Raw genomic sequence first — 15,081 nt, forward strand, 5'->3', positions numbered from 1 at the left:
ACCGATGCCCGAAGGCGTCTTTTCCCGACCCTGAAGGACCGCCTGGCCCTTCCGAAGTGGCGCGCATTATAGCGACCGCTTCGTGCTTGGCAAGCCTTTTTTGAAGGCTTTTTTCAGCGCCGGAAACGATACCCGAAGGCGTCTTTTCCCGACCCTGAAGGACCGCCCGGCCCTTCCGAAGTGGCGCGCATTATAGCGACCGCTTCGTGCTTGGCAAGCCTTTTTTCGAAGGCTTTCTCAGGGCTGAAAACCGATACCCGAAGGCGTCGTTTCCCGACCCTGAAGGACCACCTGGCCCTTTCGAAGTGGCGCGCATTATAGCGGCCAGCTCCGTCTCGGCAAGTAGTTTTTGCAGGAATCCCCTGGACCATACCGACAAAGCCGATCGGGAGGGCGAGCCCTCCCGGCCCCGCGCTGCAGGGCAAAAAAAACACCCTCTCGGAAGAGGGTGTTTTCTATATGGCGGTGAGAGAGGGATTCGAACCCTCGATGAGTGTTAACCCATACGCCCTTAGCAGGGGCGCGCCTTCAGCCACTCGGCCATCTCACCGTAAATCTGATTGTTCTGCCGCCTCGCGGCTGCAGGTGAATCCCGCTTCGGGATCCTGGCGGGCGACCCGTTGGGCACCCCCCGAAAGAGGTCGGCATCATACCAACGGGAGGGCAAAAATCAATGGGGAATCAATAACTTTTTTAGCGCCAGCGGCCTGACTGTATACATTCTGCGCAGGCCGGCGACGATTCAGGCAGGCTGGCGGGAGACTGGCAATGCTCCCGGTGCAACACCGGAGCGGGGGGCACAAAAAAGGCCGGTCGAACCGGCCCTTCTCTGCTCGGGAGGAGCTACTCCTGCTCGGCATCACCCGGCGACTGCTTTTCCCTCTGGATCCGCTGGTATATCTCTTCCCGGTGCACGGCTACTTCTTTGGGCGCGTTGACACCGATTCTCACCTGGTTTCCCTTTACGCCGAGCACGGTCACGGTGACGTTGTCACCGACCATCAGCGTCTCGCCAATCCGGCGGGTTAAAATCAGCATTACCTACTTCTCCTTGATCATCCTGTGATTGGGAGAACTCAAAATGATTCGAGTTTCCCACGGTCATCATAACCGGATGGCGGCATGTTTTGGGAGGTTTTTGCCCATCACTCTTGTCAGTATTGACCACAAGAACAAATTCTCAATGGGTCGGACTCTACGCCACATGACGAAATTGCTATGAGAAGTCAGCCGCCCCCTTACAGCTGGTTATAGACTCAGCCTGCCGCACGGGGCTCCGACAGCTCAAACTCGCTGTGCAGGGCCCGCACCGCAAGCTCCAGGTAGCGCTCGTCAATGATCACGGAAATCTTGATCTCAGACGTGGTAATCATCTGGATATTGATATTGTCCTCGCCCAGCGCACTGAACATCCGGCTGGCCACATTGGCATGGGACCGCATGCCCACACCGACAATCGAAACCTTGGCGATTTTGTCGTCTGCAACCACTTCCCTGGCGCCCAGTTCACCAGCCACCCTCTCCAGGACCTCTTTGGCCTTGGCCAGGTCGTTACGGTGCACGGTGAAGGTAAAGTCTGTCGTGCCATCAATGGAGCTGATGTTCTGCACGATAACGTCCACTTCGATGTTCTCCGCGCCCACCGGCGCCAGGATCCGGCAGGCCACACCGGGAGTGTCCGGCACGCCGCGGATCGTCAGTTTTGCCTCGTCGCGGTTGAATGCGATGCCGGAAACGACGGGTTGTTCCATTTCGGTGTCTTCCTCATCCAGACTGATCAGCGTGCCCTCCCCTTCCTCGAAGGTGGATACGACACGCAGGGGTACCTTGTACTTGCCGGCAAACTCGACCGCGCGAATCTGCAGCACCTTGGAGCCCAGGCTGGCCATCTCGAGCATTTCCTCGAAGGTAATGCGATCGAGCCGCCGCGCACTGTCCACTACACGGGGATCGGTGGTATACACCCCATCCACGTCGGTATAGATCTGGCACTCGGTGGCATTCAGCGCCGCCGCCAGGGCCACACCTGTAGTGTCTGAGCCACCGCGCCCGAGCGTGGTGATATTGCCCTCTTCATCCACACCCTGGAAACCTGCCACCACCACCACGCGACCGGCATCCAGGTCCCGGCGCATACGCTCCACATCGATCTGCTGGATCCGGGCCTTGGTGTGCGAGTTGTCAGTAAGAATCTTCACCTGGCCGCCGGTATAGGAGCAGGCGTCATAGCCACGTTTCTTCAGCGCCATACTCAGGAGCGCGATAGTGACCTGCTCCCCGGTGGACACCAGGACATCGAGCTCCCGCGGATCCGGCTTCTCCTGCACCTGGTAGGCGAGGTCAATCAGGCGATTGGTTTCGCCACTCATGGCCGAGAGCACCACCACCATCTCGTGGCCCTGTGCCCGGAATGCGGCGACCTTGTCGGCGACAGCTTCGATGCGCTCGATCGAGCCCACCGAAGTGCCACCGTATTTCTGCACGAACAAACTCATGGATTTTTGTGTTTCCTTACTGCCAGCGTCACCAGGCCAGGCTTATTGGCACAGTAACTGCCAGTTTTTGCGAGCCGCGCACTAAATCACTAATTTTCGGCAAAATCAACCGATTTATTGCGCGGCGCCCGCTCTTGCCCATCGGACTCTCAGGAGAGCTGCTCCTCGACCCAGCTGCGCACGTCGGAAAGCATACCCGGCAGCGCCGCTACATCAGTGCCGCCACCCTGGGCCATATCCGGGCGACCGCCGCCCTTGCCGCCCAGCTTGCCGGCGGCAAAGCGCATCAGGTCTCCAGCAGCCACCCGGCCGGTCAGGTCTTTCGTCACGGCAGCCACCAGGGCCACCTTCTCTTCACCCGGTGCGGCAAGCAATACGACGCCACTACCCAGCTTGTTCTTCATCTGGTCGGCGAGGTCCCGCAGCGATTTGGGATCCGCGCCCTCAATGGAAGCCGCCAGCAGCTTGTGGCCCGCCACTTCCACCGCCTCGGCGGACAGGTCTCCACCTGCGCCACTGGCGAGCTTCGTCTTCAGCTGGGACAGCTCCTTTTCCAGCTTGCGGTTGTTGGCCAGCAACTGCTCGACCTTCTCTGCCAGCATATCCGGGCGCGTCTTCAACAGCGCCGCCGTGTGCTCCAGGCGCTGCTGCGCCTCATCGAACAGGGCCAGGGCGTGTGCGCCTGTCACCGCCTCGATACGTCGCTGGCCCGAGGCGATGCCGCTCTCCCCGACGATACGCAGGAGCCCGATGTCCCCGGTACGCTGGACATGGGTACCGCCGCAAAGCTCTACAGAGAAGGCACCGCCACCCTCAATCTCGCCCATGGAGAGCACCCGCACGGTGTCGCCATATTTCTCGCCAAACAGAGCCATGGCGCCCTTTTCCTTCGCGCTCTCGATATCCGTTTCCTCGGTCAGCACCTCACTATTGGCACGGATCTGGGCATTCACCAGCGACTCAATGGCATGCAGCTGCTTGGCAGTCACAGCCTCAGGGTGGGAAAAGTCGAAGCGCAGGCGCTCTGAATCCACCAGCGAGCCCTTCTGCGTTACATGTTCACCCAGCACCTTGCGCAATGCAGCGTGCAACAGGTGGGTCGCGGAGTGATTGAGCGCGGTGGACTGGCGCACATCCGCGGACACCTCGGCCTCCAGCTCGTCGCCTACTGACAGGCTGCCCTGCAGGAGCTTGCCGGTATGCAGGTGATGGCCACCCTGCTTGCTGCAATCCCGCACCTCGAAGCGTCCACCACTGGCCTGCAGGTAACCACAGTCACCCACCTGGCCTCCGGACTCGGCATAAAAAGGCGTGCGATCCAGGACCACAGCCCCCTCCTGGCCCTCCACCAGGGTATCAACCTGCTCACCGCCTTCATTGACGATGGCCACTACCTTGCCGCGGGCACTGGTGGCATCGTAGCCAAGGAATTCAGTGCTGCCTTCCAGGTCGAGGGTCGCAGTGTAATCATGCTTGAACTTGCCCGCCGCCCGGGCGCGCTCGCGCTGGGCTTCCATGGATGCCTCATAGCCAGCCATGTCCAGGGTCAGGTCACGCTCCCGGGCAATATCCTGGGTCAGGTCCACCGGGAAGCCGTAAGTATCGTAGAGGGTGAATACCAGCTCACCGGGGATTTCAGTCCCCTCCAGGCCGGACAGTGCCTCGTCCAGCACTGACATGCCCTTATCCAGGGTCTTGGCAAACTGCTCCTCTTCCTTGCGCAGGGTGTCCTCGATCAGCTGCTGCTTGTCACGCAGCTCCGGGTAGGCGTCACCCATCTGTTCCGCCAGGGCGTTCACCAGCCGGTAGAAGAAAATGTCTTCCTGGCCCAGCTTGTGGCCGTGGCGGACTGCGCGGCGGATGATCCGGCGCAGCACATATCCCCGCCCCTCATTGGAGGGCAATACCCCGTCGGCGATCAGGAAAGAGCAGGAACGGATATGGTCCGCAATCACCCGCAGGGATTTTTCCTCCAGGTCACTGCAGCCGACAATCTCCGCGGCGGCTTTCAGCAGCGCCTGGAACAGGTCGATCTCGTAATTGGAATGCACGTCCTGCATCACTGCAGCAATACGCTCGAGGCCCATGCCGGTATCCACTGAGGGCTTGGGCAGCGGGTGCAGCTCGCCATCGGCAGAGCGTTCGAACTGCATGAACACCAGGTTCCAGATCTCGATGTAGCGATCCAGGTCATCGTTGTCCGATCCGGGTGGGCCACCGGGCACATCCGCACCGTGATCGTAGAATATTTCAGAGCTGGGCCCACAGGGGCCGGTGTCGCCCATCTGCCAGAAATTGTCCTCGTCGAGGCGGGAGAAGCGGTCGGGGCTGACCCCCATTTCCTTCAACCAGATATCCGCGGCCTCGTCATCACTGATGTGCACGGTGACCCACAGGCGCTCCTCCGGCAGGCCCAGCACCTTGGTCAGGAAGTCCCAGGCGAAGCGGATGGCATCGCGCTTGAAGTAGTCGCCAAAACTGAAGTTGCCCAGCATCTCAAAGAAGGTATGGTGACGGGCGGTGTAACCGACGTTCTCCAGGTCGTTATGCTTGCCACCGGCGCGTACACAGCGCTGCGAGCTGACCGCGCGCTTGTAGGGGCGCGGCTCATGGCCCAGGAAAGTGTCCTTGAACTGCACCATACCGGCATTGGTGAACATCAGGGTCGGGTCGTTGCCCGGCACCAGGGAACTGGAGGGCACCACTGTGTGCCCCTGCTCGGCAAAATAATTCAGGAAGGCGTCGCGTATCTGTGCGCTTTTCATCCAGCGTAATTCCACTTCGTTGGTAAAGGTTGATTAAACGGTGAGACCGACGGGGCCACTCAGTTGCCCGGGTCGTCGGCCAGGTCCTGCTCGCGCATTTCCCGGTCGGCGAGCAGGTGAATATGCAGGTGAAAGACGGTCTGGCCGGCGCTGCGGCCGTTATTGACCACAAGGCGGAATCCATCCAGCTCCAGCTTGCGGCCCAGCTCCCCGGCTACCCACAGCAGGTGCCCCATCAGGAGGCGATCTTCCTGAGTCGCGTCCGACACATTGACGAGCGGTTTGCGCGGGATGATCAGCAGGTGCGTCGGCGCCTTGGGCGCACGGTCCCGGATAACGATGCACTGCTCGTCCTCATACACCCTGTCGACCGGAATCTCGCCCGCAAGAATGCGGCTGAAGACGCTGGGCTCACTCATGGGCTACTTTTCCAGTTTTTCCTCGGCGGTCAGCTGGCGCGCCTCGGACTCCAGCATCACCGGGATGCCGTCACGTACCGGGTAGGCCAGGCCACTGGCCTTGCAGACCAGTTCCTGCCGTTCCTCGTCATACTCGAGTGGCGCCTTGCTTACCGGGCAAACCAGCAGACTCAGTAGTTTCTTATCCATGTTCCACACCCTCAGGGCCCACCCGGGGCCAAAAACGACCGCGTATGGTACAACGGTTAACGGGCATTTTCACGGCCTCCGCGACCGCTCACCGGCCCCGGTTCACCGGCAGGTCAGGCGGAGGCTTCAATGGCACCCACTTCCTGGCCGGCCCGCAGGTGTGCCAGCAGCAATTCCACTGCCCGGGGCCCGTCTTCCGGCTCATTGAAAACCTCATGGAAGGCATCGGGGAACAGCTTCACCTGCCGCTCTTCACTCCCGAAGCACTCAAACCAGGCCAGGCTGGTGTCACTGTCCACCATGCGGTCACTCCGCGGCAGCAGCAACAGGGAGGGAACGGTGATCCTGTCGAGATTGGCATGGAGGAACTCGCGCTCCCGCAGGAAGCTGGCGAACCAACGCATGGAAACCCGGTCGTGGACCAGGTCGTCGGCCAGGTAATCATCTACCACGGCCTGGTCGTGGGTCAGGTCCTGTGGATCCAGGCGGTTGGAAAGGGACAACTTTGGCACCAGCCCCGACAACAGGCTGATCAGCGGCCGCTCCAGCGCGCCCGGCTCATTACGGCCCCGGAATCCTGGCGCGGAGAGCACCAGGCTGTCGACCCCACCGAAGCGCACAACGCAACCACAGGCGATGACACCGCCCATGCTATGCCCCAGCAGGTGCAGGGGCCGCCCGGGGTTATCCCGCCGTACAATGCGGATGAAGTCATGCAGGTGTTCACTGTAGCGGGCAAAATCATCAATGTGGCCGCGCCGCCCGGCCGAGAGGCCGTGACCGTAGTGATCCGGGGCATAGACACTGTAACCCGCGCTATTGAGAACGCGCGCCAGGCGCCGATAACGGCCACTGTGCTCACCCAGCCCGTGGGAGATCACCACGACGCCGAGCGCTCCCTCTACCCACCAGCGCCGGAAATGCAGCTGGTCTCCATGTGACATGAATTGCATCACTCTCTCCTCGCTACGTTATTTTTATTGTGTCGTACTGTTTTTGTGCTGATTGTGGTGCGGGCCCGGTGCTGAGCTGCCGGGCCTGGCGACCGTATCCCGCTAAGCCGTAACCCGGATAGCCGCACCCCGGAAAGCCGTATCTCTACGATTCCTTTTCCATCGATTCTTCGTACTCGCCGAGCATGGCCAGGTGATTCAGCCGCGCCCGCTTGTGCAGGGCGGCCCGGGCGCGGCCGGCATTGCCACTCTTACCTTCCCAGGCCTTGAGTGCCGGTTCCTGCAGGGCGCGCCCGTATGAAAAGCTCAACTGCCACGGCGCGTGCCACAGCTGGTTCAGCGCATTCAGGTTCGCCGTGGCCTCTTCCGGCCCCTGCCCCCCGGACAGGAAATTGATGCTGGGCACCGCCGCAGGCACTCCGCGACGCAGGCTGCGCATGGTGTACTCGGCCACCTGTTCGGGCGGCGCCTTGGCGCACTCCTTGCCGGGTGTGACCATACTTGGCTTGAGGATCATCAACTCCAGCACCACGCCATGCCGGTGCAGTGCGTGGAATACCTCGTGCCATACCACCTCATTGACCTCGGCACTGCGCTCGATACTGTGATCGCCGTCCATCAGCACCTCCGGCTCGACGATGGGTACCATCCCGCAGGACTGGCACACGGCGGCATAACGGGCGAGCATCTCGGCATTGGCTGCCAGGCCCAGTTGCGTCGGGTTACAGGGGCTTACCGGGTAGACCTCGCGCCACTTGGCAAAGCGGGCCCCCTGCTCGCGGTAGCCCTGCAATCGCTCCTCCAGGCCGTCGAGACCGAACGTAATCATGTCACCCGGTGCACCCGGTAGCGGGCCCTTGCCCTTGTCGACCTTTATGCCGGGCACGATGCCCTGGCCCCAGGCCACCTCTGGCAGGGGCCGGCCCCCGTCATCTTTCTGGCCAAGAGTCTCCTCGAACAGGATAACCCCGCTGACATAGTCACCCAGCCCCTCTGTACCCAGCAGCATTGAGCGGTAGAAGCGCCGGTGCTCTTCCGTGGATTCAACCCCCACGGAAGCGAAGCGCTTGGCGATGGTGCCACTGCTCTCGTCCGCAGCAAGAATGCCGCGGCGGCCGTCCACCATGTCGCCGATCGTGGCCTGCAGTTCATCACTGATATTCACGCTGATCACCTCTCATCAACTCCTGACTTGAGGATAGGCACTTTCACACTCATCGCGGCCACTGGCCGCGACTAGCGGTTCTCCTGGCGTAGCGCCGGCTCAGAAAGCACGGCACGCCGCTACTGCCCGGCGCCAGCCCTCCAGGAGCTCCCGCCGCCGCTGTTCCGGCATGCGCGGCACGAAGTCCCGCTCGATCTCCAGCAGGCAATCCGGAAGCTGTCCCGCGGGCCATATGCCGGCGCCGATACCCGCCAGTAGTGCCGCACCCACCGCCGTGGACTCGATCTGGCGCGGGCGCTCCACCCGTGTTGCGGAGATATCCGACTGGAATTGCATCAGGAAGTCATTGGCACTGGCCCCGCCGTCGACACGCAGGTGCGTGGTGTCGACACCGAGGGACCCGGCCATCAACTGGGCCAGCTCCTCGCTCTGGTAGGCGATGGACTCCAGGGTTGCACGCACCAGTTCTGCCTTGCCGGAGCCCCGGCTCAGGCCACAGATGGTGCCGCGGGCGCCCGGGTCCCAGTGCGGGGCGCCCAGGCCGCTGAATGCCGGCACCAGGTATACACCCTTGGTATCCGGCACCCCCCTGGCGATGGTTTCAGTCTCCCCGGCCTGCTGGATCAGGCCCATATCGTCGCGGAGCCATTGCACCGCAGAACCCGCATTGAACACGGCGCCCTCCAGCGCGTAGGCGGGGGCCCCCGTCGCGTCACAGGCGATGGTGGTGAGCAGTCCGGTCGGCGCCTCGGGGCGCTCGTCACCGGCGTAAGCCAGCATGAAACAGCCCGTGCCGTAGGTGTTCTTGATGGTGCCGGGGGATGTGCAGCCGTGGCCAAAGAGGGAGGCCTGCTGGTCGCCGGCCACGCCGCAGATGGGCACCTCAGCCCCCAGGAATGCCCCGGGGTCGGTGGTGGTAAACAGCCCGGCGGAGGGGCGGATATCCGGCAGGATCCCTGTCGGGCAACCAAACAGGTCCATTAGCTCCGGATCCCAGTCGCGCCGCTCCAGGTTGTAAAGCAGCGTCCGGCTGGCGTTCGTATGGTCGGTCAGGTGGGCTCGGCCGCCACTCATCTTCCAGATCAACCAGCTGTCGATGGTGCCGAACGCCAGCTCCCCGGCACGCGCGCGCTCCAGCAACTCAGGGCGCTCGCCAAACAGCCACTGTAACTTGCTGGCGGAAAAGTAGGCATCCAGTACCAGGCCGGTACGCTCGAGAAGCCACTCGGCTTTCCCGGCACGCTCCAGTTCCCGGCACAGTTCGGCCGACCGCCGGCACTGCCAGACAATCGCCCGGCAGACCGGCTCGCCGGTCTCGCGGTCCCAGAGCACCGTGGTTTCCCGCTGGTTGGTGATACCGATCGCGGACAACTCGCCCACCTCGATGCCTGCGCGCTCCACTGCTGCGGCACAGACACGCAGAGTCACCTGCCAGATTTCATTGGCATCATGCTCTACCCAGCCGGGCTTGGGGTAATACTGCGGGAATTCGGAATAGCTGCGACCCAGGAGGCGGCCGTGGGAATCGAAGACAAAGGCGGTGGTTCCGGTGGTGCCCTGATCAACAGAAAGAATCATGGGGGCTCCTTGCTCTTATCTTTTCCCCGAGTATACAGCCTCAGGGGAAAAGTTCTGCCTCCAGTGCACACTGGATCGCATCCGCAGGGAAGCCCCGGTAGGCAAGGTAGCGCTGACGCCGTGCGCGCTCTTTCAGTTGGTGTTCCCGGGGCTGTGCATCGTCGATGGGCTGGCGGAATTTGCGCTGCAGCGTCTCCTCCGCCAACTGGAACCAGTCCACCTCGAGCTGCTCAATGGCAGCCTCAATATAAGAGGCGTCCACACCGCGCTGCTGGAGCTCGCGACGGATCCGCAAGGGCCCCTGGCCGCGCTGCACACGCGAACGGGCAAACACTTCGGCGAAGCGCTGGTCGGACTGGTAGTTAAGTTCATGAAGGCGCTGGAACAGCGCGTCGAAATCGGCATCGGGGAAGCGGGCCGCCAGCTTCTGCCGTAATTCCTGGCAGGAGTGCTCGCGGCGCGACAGCATCTCAAGCGCCGCGCCGAACAGCGCCTGAGCGGGGTCTTGCTGGGAAAACACGGGTAAAGGGGGCCGTCCTGATTACTCTCCCTGCTCCCCGGAATTACTCTTCCGGGGACTCCACCGCCTCTTCCGGCTGTGCGGGAACCAGGTCACCCAGCAGCTGGGCGCGCAGCTGGCCCTCGATCTCATCGCGGATACCCTGGTTTTCCTTCAGGAACTTGACCGCGTTGGCCTTGCCCTGGCCGATCTTGTCACCCTTGTAGCTGTACCAGGCACCGGCCTTGTCCACCAGCCCATGCTTGACGCCGTAGTCGATGATCTCGCCAAGCAGGTTGATACCCTGGCCGTACATGATCTGGAACTCGGTCTGCTTGAACGGCGGCGCCACCTTGTTTTTCACCACCTTCACCCGGGTCTCGTTGCCGACCACCTCATCGCCCTCTTTCACCGAGCCGATGCGGCGAATATCCAGGCGTACCGAGGAGTAGAACTTGAGCGCGTTACCACCGGTGGTGGTCTCGGGGGAGCCGAACATCACACCGATCTTCATGCGGATCTGGTTAATGAACACGCACAGGGTGTTGGTGTTCTTGATGTTACCGGTCAGCTTGCGCAGGGCCTGGGACATCAGGCGTGCCTGCAGGCCCACGTGGGAATCGCCCATCTCGCCCTCGATCTCGGCGCGCGGGGTCAGGGCCGCTACCGAGTCGACGATCAGGACATCCACCGCCCCGGAGCGCACCAGCATGTCGGCCACTTCCAGGGCCTGCTCACCGGTGTCCGGCTGGGAGACGATCAGCTCGTCGACGTTCACGCCCAGCTTCTCGGCGTAGATGGGGTCCAGCGCGTGCTCGGCGTCCACGAACGCACAGGTGCCGCCTTTGCGCTGTGCCTCGGCGATGACCTGCAGGGTCAGGGTGGTCTTACCGGAAGACTCCGGGCCGTAGATTTCCACGATACGGCCGCGGGGCAGGCCGCCAATGCCGAGGGCCACGTCCAGGCCCAGGGAACCGGTGGAGATCGCGGGAATCTGCACACGCTCCTTGTCCCCCATACGCATAACGGTACCCTTGCCGAACTGGCGCTCGATCTGAGACAGCGCCGCCTGCAATGCCTTGTCTTTATTGGAATCCATGACCTTTCCCATGTACTTAAGCGTTGTTGATTGGGGGCAAGCTTAACGAAGGATTACTGTATAAGCAACCAGTAATCAATCTTCCGGGTGCTCGCGCACGAGCGCCAGTAGTTCCCGCAGCGCCTCGGCCACGGTCTGCTCCTGCACCGCCGCGCGGTCCCCCTCGAAATGGAAGCAGCTGGCATCAATGGTAACCGGCTCCTGCCCCTCGGAATGGGCCAGCGCGATCCACACCGTGCCCACTGGCTTTTCCTCAGTGCCACCGTCCGGCCCCGCGATCCCGCTGACCGCAACGGCGACATTGGCATCCATCAGGCCCAGCACGCCGGAGGCCATCTGCCGGGCCACCTCTTCACTGACCGCGCCCAGCTCCTCCAGGTCATCCCCGGAGACCGCGATCAGCTCGCGCTTGACCCAGTTGGCGTAGCTGACCACCGAGCCCTCGAACCAGTCTGAGGCGCCCGGCACCGAGGTGATTGCGGCGGCGATTGCACCACCGGTGCACGACTCTGCCGCAGTTACCTTCCAGTCCCGCTTGTGCAATTCTTCACCAAGCTCCCGAGCAAGCCCCGAAATATCCGTCATCTGTTTATTCCTTGCTATCCGAATCGGTAGAATACCGCCTTCCCCCGGACCCCGGCAAAATCCACCTCATAACGGACAAGAAGTACGCCCCATGCCGCAAGCCGCGACTGCCACGAACAACGCCAAGCATACCCCGATGATGCAGCAGTACCTGCGCATCAAGGCCGAACACCCCCAGGAACTGGTGTTCTACCGTATGGGAGATTTCTACGAGCTGTTCTACGACGATGCCAGGAAGGCCGCAGAGCTGCTGGATGTCACGTTGACTGCCCGCGGCAAGTCCGGGGGCGAGCCCATTCCCATGGCTGGCATCCCCTACCATGCGGCAGAGGGCTACCTGGCACGCCTGATCAAGGCCGGGGTATCGGTAGCCATCTGCGAGCAGATCGGCGACCCCGCCACCAGCAAGGGGCCGGTTGAGCGCAAGGTGGTGCGGATCGTCACCCCGGGCACAGTAACCGATGAGGCACTGCTGAACGAGCGTCGCGATAACCTGCTGGGCGCCCTGGCGCACCTGGGTGACAGCTACGGCCTGGCCCTGCTGGACCTGGCAACCGGCCGATTCGTGGTGCAGGAAGTGGAAACTGTCGAGACCCTGGCCGAGCAGGTACAGCGACACGCCCCGGCAGAGCTGCTGGCCCCGGAAGATGTCACCCTGCCGGCTGAGGTCGCGCGCCTGCCGGGCCTGCGCCGGCGCGCCCCGTGGGAGTTCGATCACGAGAGCGCGCTGCGCCTCCTCAACAACCAGTTCGGCACCATGGACCTGGAGGCATTTGGCTGCAGCCACATGCTCGCCGCGGTGACTGCCGCCGGCTGCCTGCTGCAATATGCCCGGGACACCCAGCGCACCGAGCTACCGCATATCCGCAGCCTGCAGACCGAGACCAGCGATGACACAGTGGCGCTGGACGGCGCCAGCCGACGCAACCTGGAAATCGACCTGAACCTTTCCGGCGGCGACGACAATACCCTGCTGTCAGTGTTCGATACCTGCAAGACCGCCATGGGCAGCCGCCTGCTGCGACGCTGGCTGAACAATCCCCTGCGCCAGCTGACCACCCTGAACAACCGACAGGATGCTATCGGCGCCATGCTGGACAGCTATGGCTTCGAACCCCTGCGGGACGCCCTCAAGCCCGTGGGGGATATGGAACGCATCCTGGGCCGCCTGGCCCTGCGCTCTGCACGCCCGCGCGACCTGGCGCGGCTGGGGCAGTCACTGGCGCAGTTCCCGGAAATCCAGCGTCAGCTGGCAGAGATGGACACGGCACTGTTGCGCGAACTGGGACGCGAGATCGGCGAATGGCCGGAGACCGTGACATTGCTGGAGCGGGCCATCGTCGAGAACCCGCCGGTGGTGATCCGCGATGGCGGCGTGATTGCCGAAGGCTACGACAGCGAGCTGGACGAGTTACGCGCTATCAGTGAAAACGCCGGCGACTTCCTGGTGCAGCTGGAACAGCGGGAAAAAGAGCGCACCGGGATTCCCACCCTCAAGGTCGGCTACAACCGGGTGCACGGTTACTTTATCGAGATCAGCCGCGGCCAGAGCGACAAGGCGCCGGCCGAATATATCCGCCGCCAGACTCTCAAGAATGCCGAGCGCTTTATCACGCCCGAGCTGAAGGAGTTCGAGGACAAGGCCCTGTCGGCCAAGAGCCGCGCCCTGGCCAGGGAAAAAGCACTGTACGAGGAGCTGATCGTCAAGCTCAACGAATCACTGGCCGAACTGCAGGCCGCAGCAGCCGGCGTGTCGCAACTGGACGTGCTGGCCTGCCTGGCAGAGCGTGCCGACAACCTGCGCCTGTGCCGCCCTGCCCTCGGCGCCGAGCCGGGCCTGGATATCAGTGCCGGCCGCCACCCGGTGGTAGAGCAGGTGCTGGACGAGCCCTTCGTGGCCAACGATATCGACCTGCGCGACGACCGCCGCATGCTGGTAATTACCGGACCCAACATGGGCGGTAAGTCCACCTACATGCGCCAGACCGCGCTGATCGCCCTGCTGGCCCACTGCGGCAGTTTCGTACCGGCGGATTCCGCCCGTATCGGCATGCTGGACCGCATCTTTACCCGCATCGGCAGTGCCGACGACCTGGCCGGGGGCCGCTCTACCTTTATGGTGGAGATGACCGAAACCGCCAACATCCTGCGCAATGCCAGCGAGAACAGCCTGGTGCTGATGGACGAGATCGGCCGCGGCACCAGTACCTACGATGGCCTGTCCCTGGCCTGGGCCTGCGCCCACTTCCTGGCCGACCGGGTGCGTGCCTTCACCCTGTTCGCCACCCACTACTTCGAGCTGACGGACCTGCCCGCGCGCTGCCCCGAGGCGGCCAATATCCACCTGAATGCCACCGAGCACGGTGACAGCATCGTCTTCCTGCACCGCATCCAGGAGGGGCCGGCATCCAAGAGCTACGGCCTGCAGGTGGCAAAACTGGCGGGTATCCCGGGAGAGGTTCTGGTGGAGGCGCGGCAGCGGCTGCAGGCGCTGGAATCCGGCGAGCGCCCAGAGCTGGCAGGAGCCGAAGCGGCGACCGGTGGCCCGGAAGCGTTATCCCCGGAGGCGTTATCCCCGGAGGCGGTATCCCCGGAGGCGGCATCACCGCTGCAGGCGGAGCTGTTCGGCGCCCCCAGCCACCCGGCAGTGGACGCCCTGGCGGAACTGGACCCGGATGAAATGACTCCGCGCCAGGCACTGGAACAGCTATACGCCCTGCGCAATTTGTTATAAGCACCCAACCAATTCGACTGAAAAGCCACTATAATTCGCGCCAGTTGTTGCTAAAATCCGCAACTCACAGAAATACCCCGGGGCTGGCGCTCCCGGAGACTGACGCATCATCGAGGGACAAGCATGACATTCGTAATTGGGGAAAACTGCATCAAGTGCAAATACACCGACTGTGTGGAAGTCTGCCCGGTGGACTGCTTCTATGAAGGCCCCAACTTCCTGGTAATCCACCCGGACGAATGTATTGACTGCGCACTGTGCGAGCCGGAGTGCCCGGCCAACGCCATCTTCTCCGAGGACGAGGTGCCGGATGACCAGCAGGAGTTCATCGAGCTGAACGCGGAACTGTCCGAGGTATGGCCCAACATCACCGAGAAAAAGGACCCTCTCCCTGATGCTGCAGAGTGGGACGGCAAGAAAGGCAAGCTTGAGCACCTGGAGCGCTAACTCCCCCTTTCAGGCAGACAGCACCTTATTGTGAAACGGGTCGCCCGGGGCGGCCCGTTTCTGTTTCCGCCATCCTATCTCTCCCCTGATCCGCCACCCTATCCCCCCTGAATTTCACCGGCGGGAACAAAATTGCTGGTGAGCGCCCGATTC

General features: G+C 62.7%; 13 protein-coding genes and 1 tRNA gene. 2 read left to right on the forward strand and 12 right to left on the reverse strand.

Annotated features, from left to right (window positions below):
• Positions 1 to 460: 460 nt before the first annotated feature.
• From LVD10_RS15955 to LVD10_RS16010, 12 genes are all read right to left on the reverse strand, one after another.
• A tRNA-Ser gene (locus tag LVD10_RS15955) sits at positions 461 to 550 on the reverse strand.
• Positions 551 to 843: 293 nt separating this feature from the next.
• Positions 844 to 1,038, reverse strand: a complete 195-nt coding sequence (csrA, locus tag LVD10_RS15960; RefSeq protein ID WP_091516387.1) for a carbon storage regulator CsrA — start codon at positions 1,036 to 1,038, stop codon at positions 844 to 846.
• A 218-nt stretch (positions 1,039 to 1,256) separates the two neighbouring features.
• Positions 1,257 to 2,495 carry an aspartate kinase gene (locus LVD10_RS15965; protein WP_233005701.1) on the reverse strand — a complete coding sequence of 413 codons (1,239 nt, stop codon included), beginning with the start codon at positions 2,493 to 2,495 and terminating at the stop codon, positions 1,257 to 1,259.
• 149 nt (positions 2,496 to 2,644) lie between these two features.
• The gene (gene alaS, locus LVD10_RS15970; protein WP_233005702.1) at positions 2,645 to 5,260 is read right to left on the reverse strand and encodes an alanine--tRNA ligase; all 2,616 of its coding nucleotides are present in this window, start codon (positions 5,258 to 5,260) and stop codon (positions 2,645 to 2,647) included.
• A gap of 59 nt (positions 5,261 to 5,319) precedes the next feature.
• Positions 5,320 to 5,679: a histidine triad nucleotide-binding protein gene (locus LVD10_RS15975; protein ID WP_233005703.1), complete on the reverse strand. Its 360-nt coding sequence runs from the start codon at positions 5,677 to 5,679 to the stop codon at positions 5,320 to 5,322.
• A 3-nt stretch (positions 5,680 to 5,682) separates the two neighbouring features.
• The gene (locus tag LVD10_RS15980) at positions 5,683 to 5,868 is read right to left on the reverse strand and encodes a Trm112 family protein (protein WP_233005704.1); all 186 of its coding nucleotides are present in this window, start codon (positions 5,866 to 5,868) and stop codon (positions 5,683 to 5,685) included.
• 113 nt (positions 5,869 to 5,981) lie between these two features.
• Positions 5,982 to 6,821, reverse strand: a complete 840-nt coding sequence (locus LVD10_RS15985; RefSeq protein WP_237064260.1) for an alpha/beta hydrolase — start codon at positions 6,819 to 6,821, stop codon at positions 5,982 to 5,984.
• Positions 6,822 to 6,966: 145 nt separating this feature from the next.
• The gene (locus tag LVD10_RS15990; protein WP_237064262.1) at positions 6,967 to 7,986 is read right to left on the reverse strand and encodes a class I fructose-bisphosphate aldolase; all 1,020 of its coding nucleotides are present in this window, start codon (positions 7,984 to 7,986) and stop codon (positions 6,967 to 6,969) included.
• 99 nt (positions 7,987 to 8,085) lie between these two features.
• On the reverse strand, positions 8,086 to 9,564 hold the full coding sequence (gene glpK / locus LVD10_RS15995) for a glycerol kinase GlpK (RefSeq protein ID WP_237064264.1): 1,479 nt from the start codon (positions 9,562 to 9,564) through the stop codon (positions 8,086 to 8,088).
• Positions 9,565 to 9,604: 40 nt separating this feature from the next.
• The gene (locus LVD10_RS16000) at positions 9,605 to 10,084 is read right to left on the reverse strand and encodes a regulatory protein RecX (RefSeq protein ID WP_233005708.1); all 480 of its coding nucleotides are present in this window, start codon (positions 10,082 to 10,084) and stop codon (positions 9,605 to 9,607) included.
• Positions 10,085 to 10,127: 43 nt separating this feature from the next.
• Positions 10,128 to 11,162 carry a recombinase RecA gene (gene recA, locus LVD10_RS16005; RefSeq protein ID WP_233005709.1) on the reverse strand — a complete coding sequence of 345 codons (1,035 nt, stop codon included), beginning with the start codon at positions 11,160 to 11,162 and terminating at the stop codon, positions 10,128 to 10,130.
• 75 nt (positions 11,163 to 11,237) lie between these two features.
• Positions 11,238 to 11,747: a CinA family protein gene (locus tag LVD10_RS16010; protein ID WP_237064266.1), complete on the reverse strand. Its 510-nt coding sequence runs from the start codon at positions 11,745 to 11,747 to the stop codon at positions 11,238 to 11,240.
• A gap of 91 nt (positions 11,748 to 11,838) precedes the next feature.
• On the opposite strand from LVD10_RS16010, the gene mutS reads away from it, so the two are divergent.
• Both mutS and fdxA read left to right on the forward strand, forming a co-directional pair.
• Complete coding sequence (gene mutS / locus LVD10_RS16015) at positions 11,839 to 14,481, forward strand: DNA mismatch repair protein MutS (RefSeq protein WP_237064268.1); 2,643 nt, start codon at positions 11,839 to 11,841, stop codon at positions 14,479 to 14,481.
• Positions 14,482 to 14,604: 123 nt separating this feature from the next.
• Complete coding sequence (gene fdxA, locus LVD10_RS16020) at positions 14,605 to 14,928, forward strand: ferredoxin FdxA (protein WP_233005712.1); 324 nt, start codon at positions 14,605 to 14,607, stop codon at positions 14,926 to 14,928.
• Positions 14,929 to 15,081 lie beyond the last annotated feature (153 nt).

Source organism: Microbulbifer zhoushanensis (assembly GCF_021729055.1).
Lineage (GTDB): Bacteria > Pseudomonadota > Gammaproteobacteria > Pseudomonadales > Cellvibrionaceae > Microbulbifer > Microbulbifer zhoushanensis.

What these genes read in the sequence shown, in the direction of transcription:
- LVD10_RS15980 (WP_233005704.1), bottom strand. Translation starts at nt 5,868, where the DNA reads ATGGATAAGAAACTACTGAGTCTGCTGGTTTGCCCGGTAAGCAAGGCG.
- LVD10_RS16010 (WP_237064266.1), bottom strand. Translation starts at nt 11,747, where the DNA reads ATGACGGATATTTCGGGGCTTGCTCGGGAGCTTGGTGAAGAATTGCAC.
- csrA (WP_091516387.1), bottom strand. Translation starts at nt 1,038, where the DNA reads ATGCTGATTTTAACCCGCCGGATTGGCGAGACGCTGATGGTCGGTGAC.
- alaS (WP_233005702.1), bottom strand. Translation starts at nt 5,260, where the DNA reads ATGAAAAGCGCACAGATACGCGACGCCTTCCTGAATTATTTTGCCGAG.
- fdxA (WP_233005712.1), top strand. Translation starts at nt 14,605, where the DNA reads ATGACATTCGTAATTGGGGAAAACTGCATCAAGTGCAAATACACCGAC.
- recA (WP_233005709.1), bottom strand. Translation starts at nt 11,162, where the DNA reads ATGGATTCCAATAAAGACAAGGCATTGCAGGCGGCGCTGTCTCAGATC.
- LVD10_RS15965 (WP_233005701.1), bottom strand. Translation starts at nt 2,495, where the DNA reads ATGAGTTTGTTCGTGCAGAAATACGGTGGCACTTCGGTGGGCTCGATC.
- LVD10_RS15975 (WP_233005703.1), bottom strand. Translation starts at nt 5,679, where the DNA reads ATGAGTGAGCCCAGCGTCTTCAGCCGCATTCTTGCGGGCGAGATTCCG.
- glpK (WP_237064264.1), bottom strand. Translation starts at nt 9,564, where the DNA reads ATGATTCTTTCTGTTGATCAGGGCACCACCGGAACCACCGCCTTTGTC.
- LVD10_RS15985 (WP_237064260.1), bottom strand. Translation starts at nt 6,821, where the DNA reads ATGCAATTCATGTCACATGGAGACCAGCTGCATTTCCGGCGCTGGTGG.
- mutS (WP_237064268.1), top strand. Translation starts at nt 11,839, where the DNA reads ATGCCGCAAGCCGCGACTGCCACGAACAACGCCAAGCATACCCCGATG.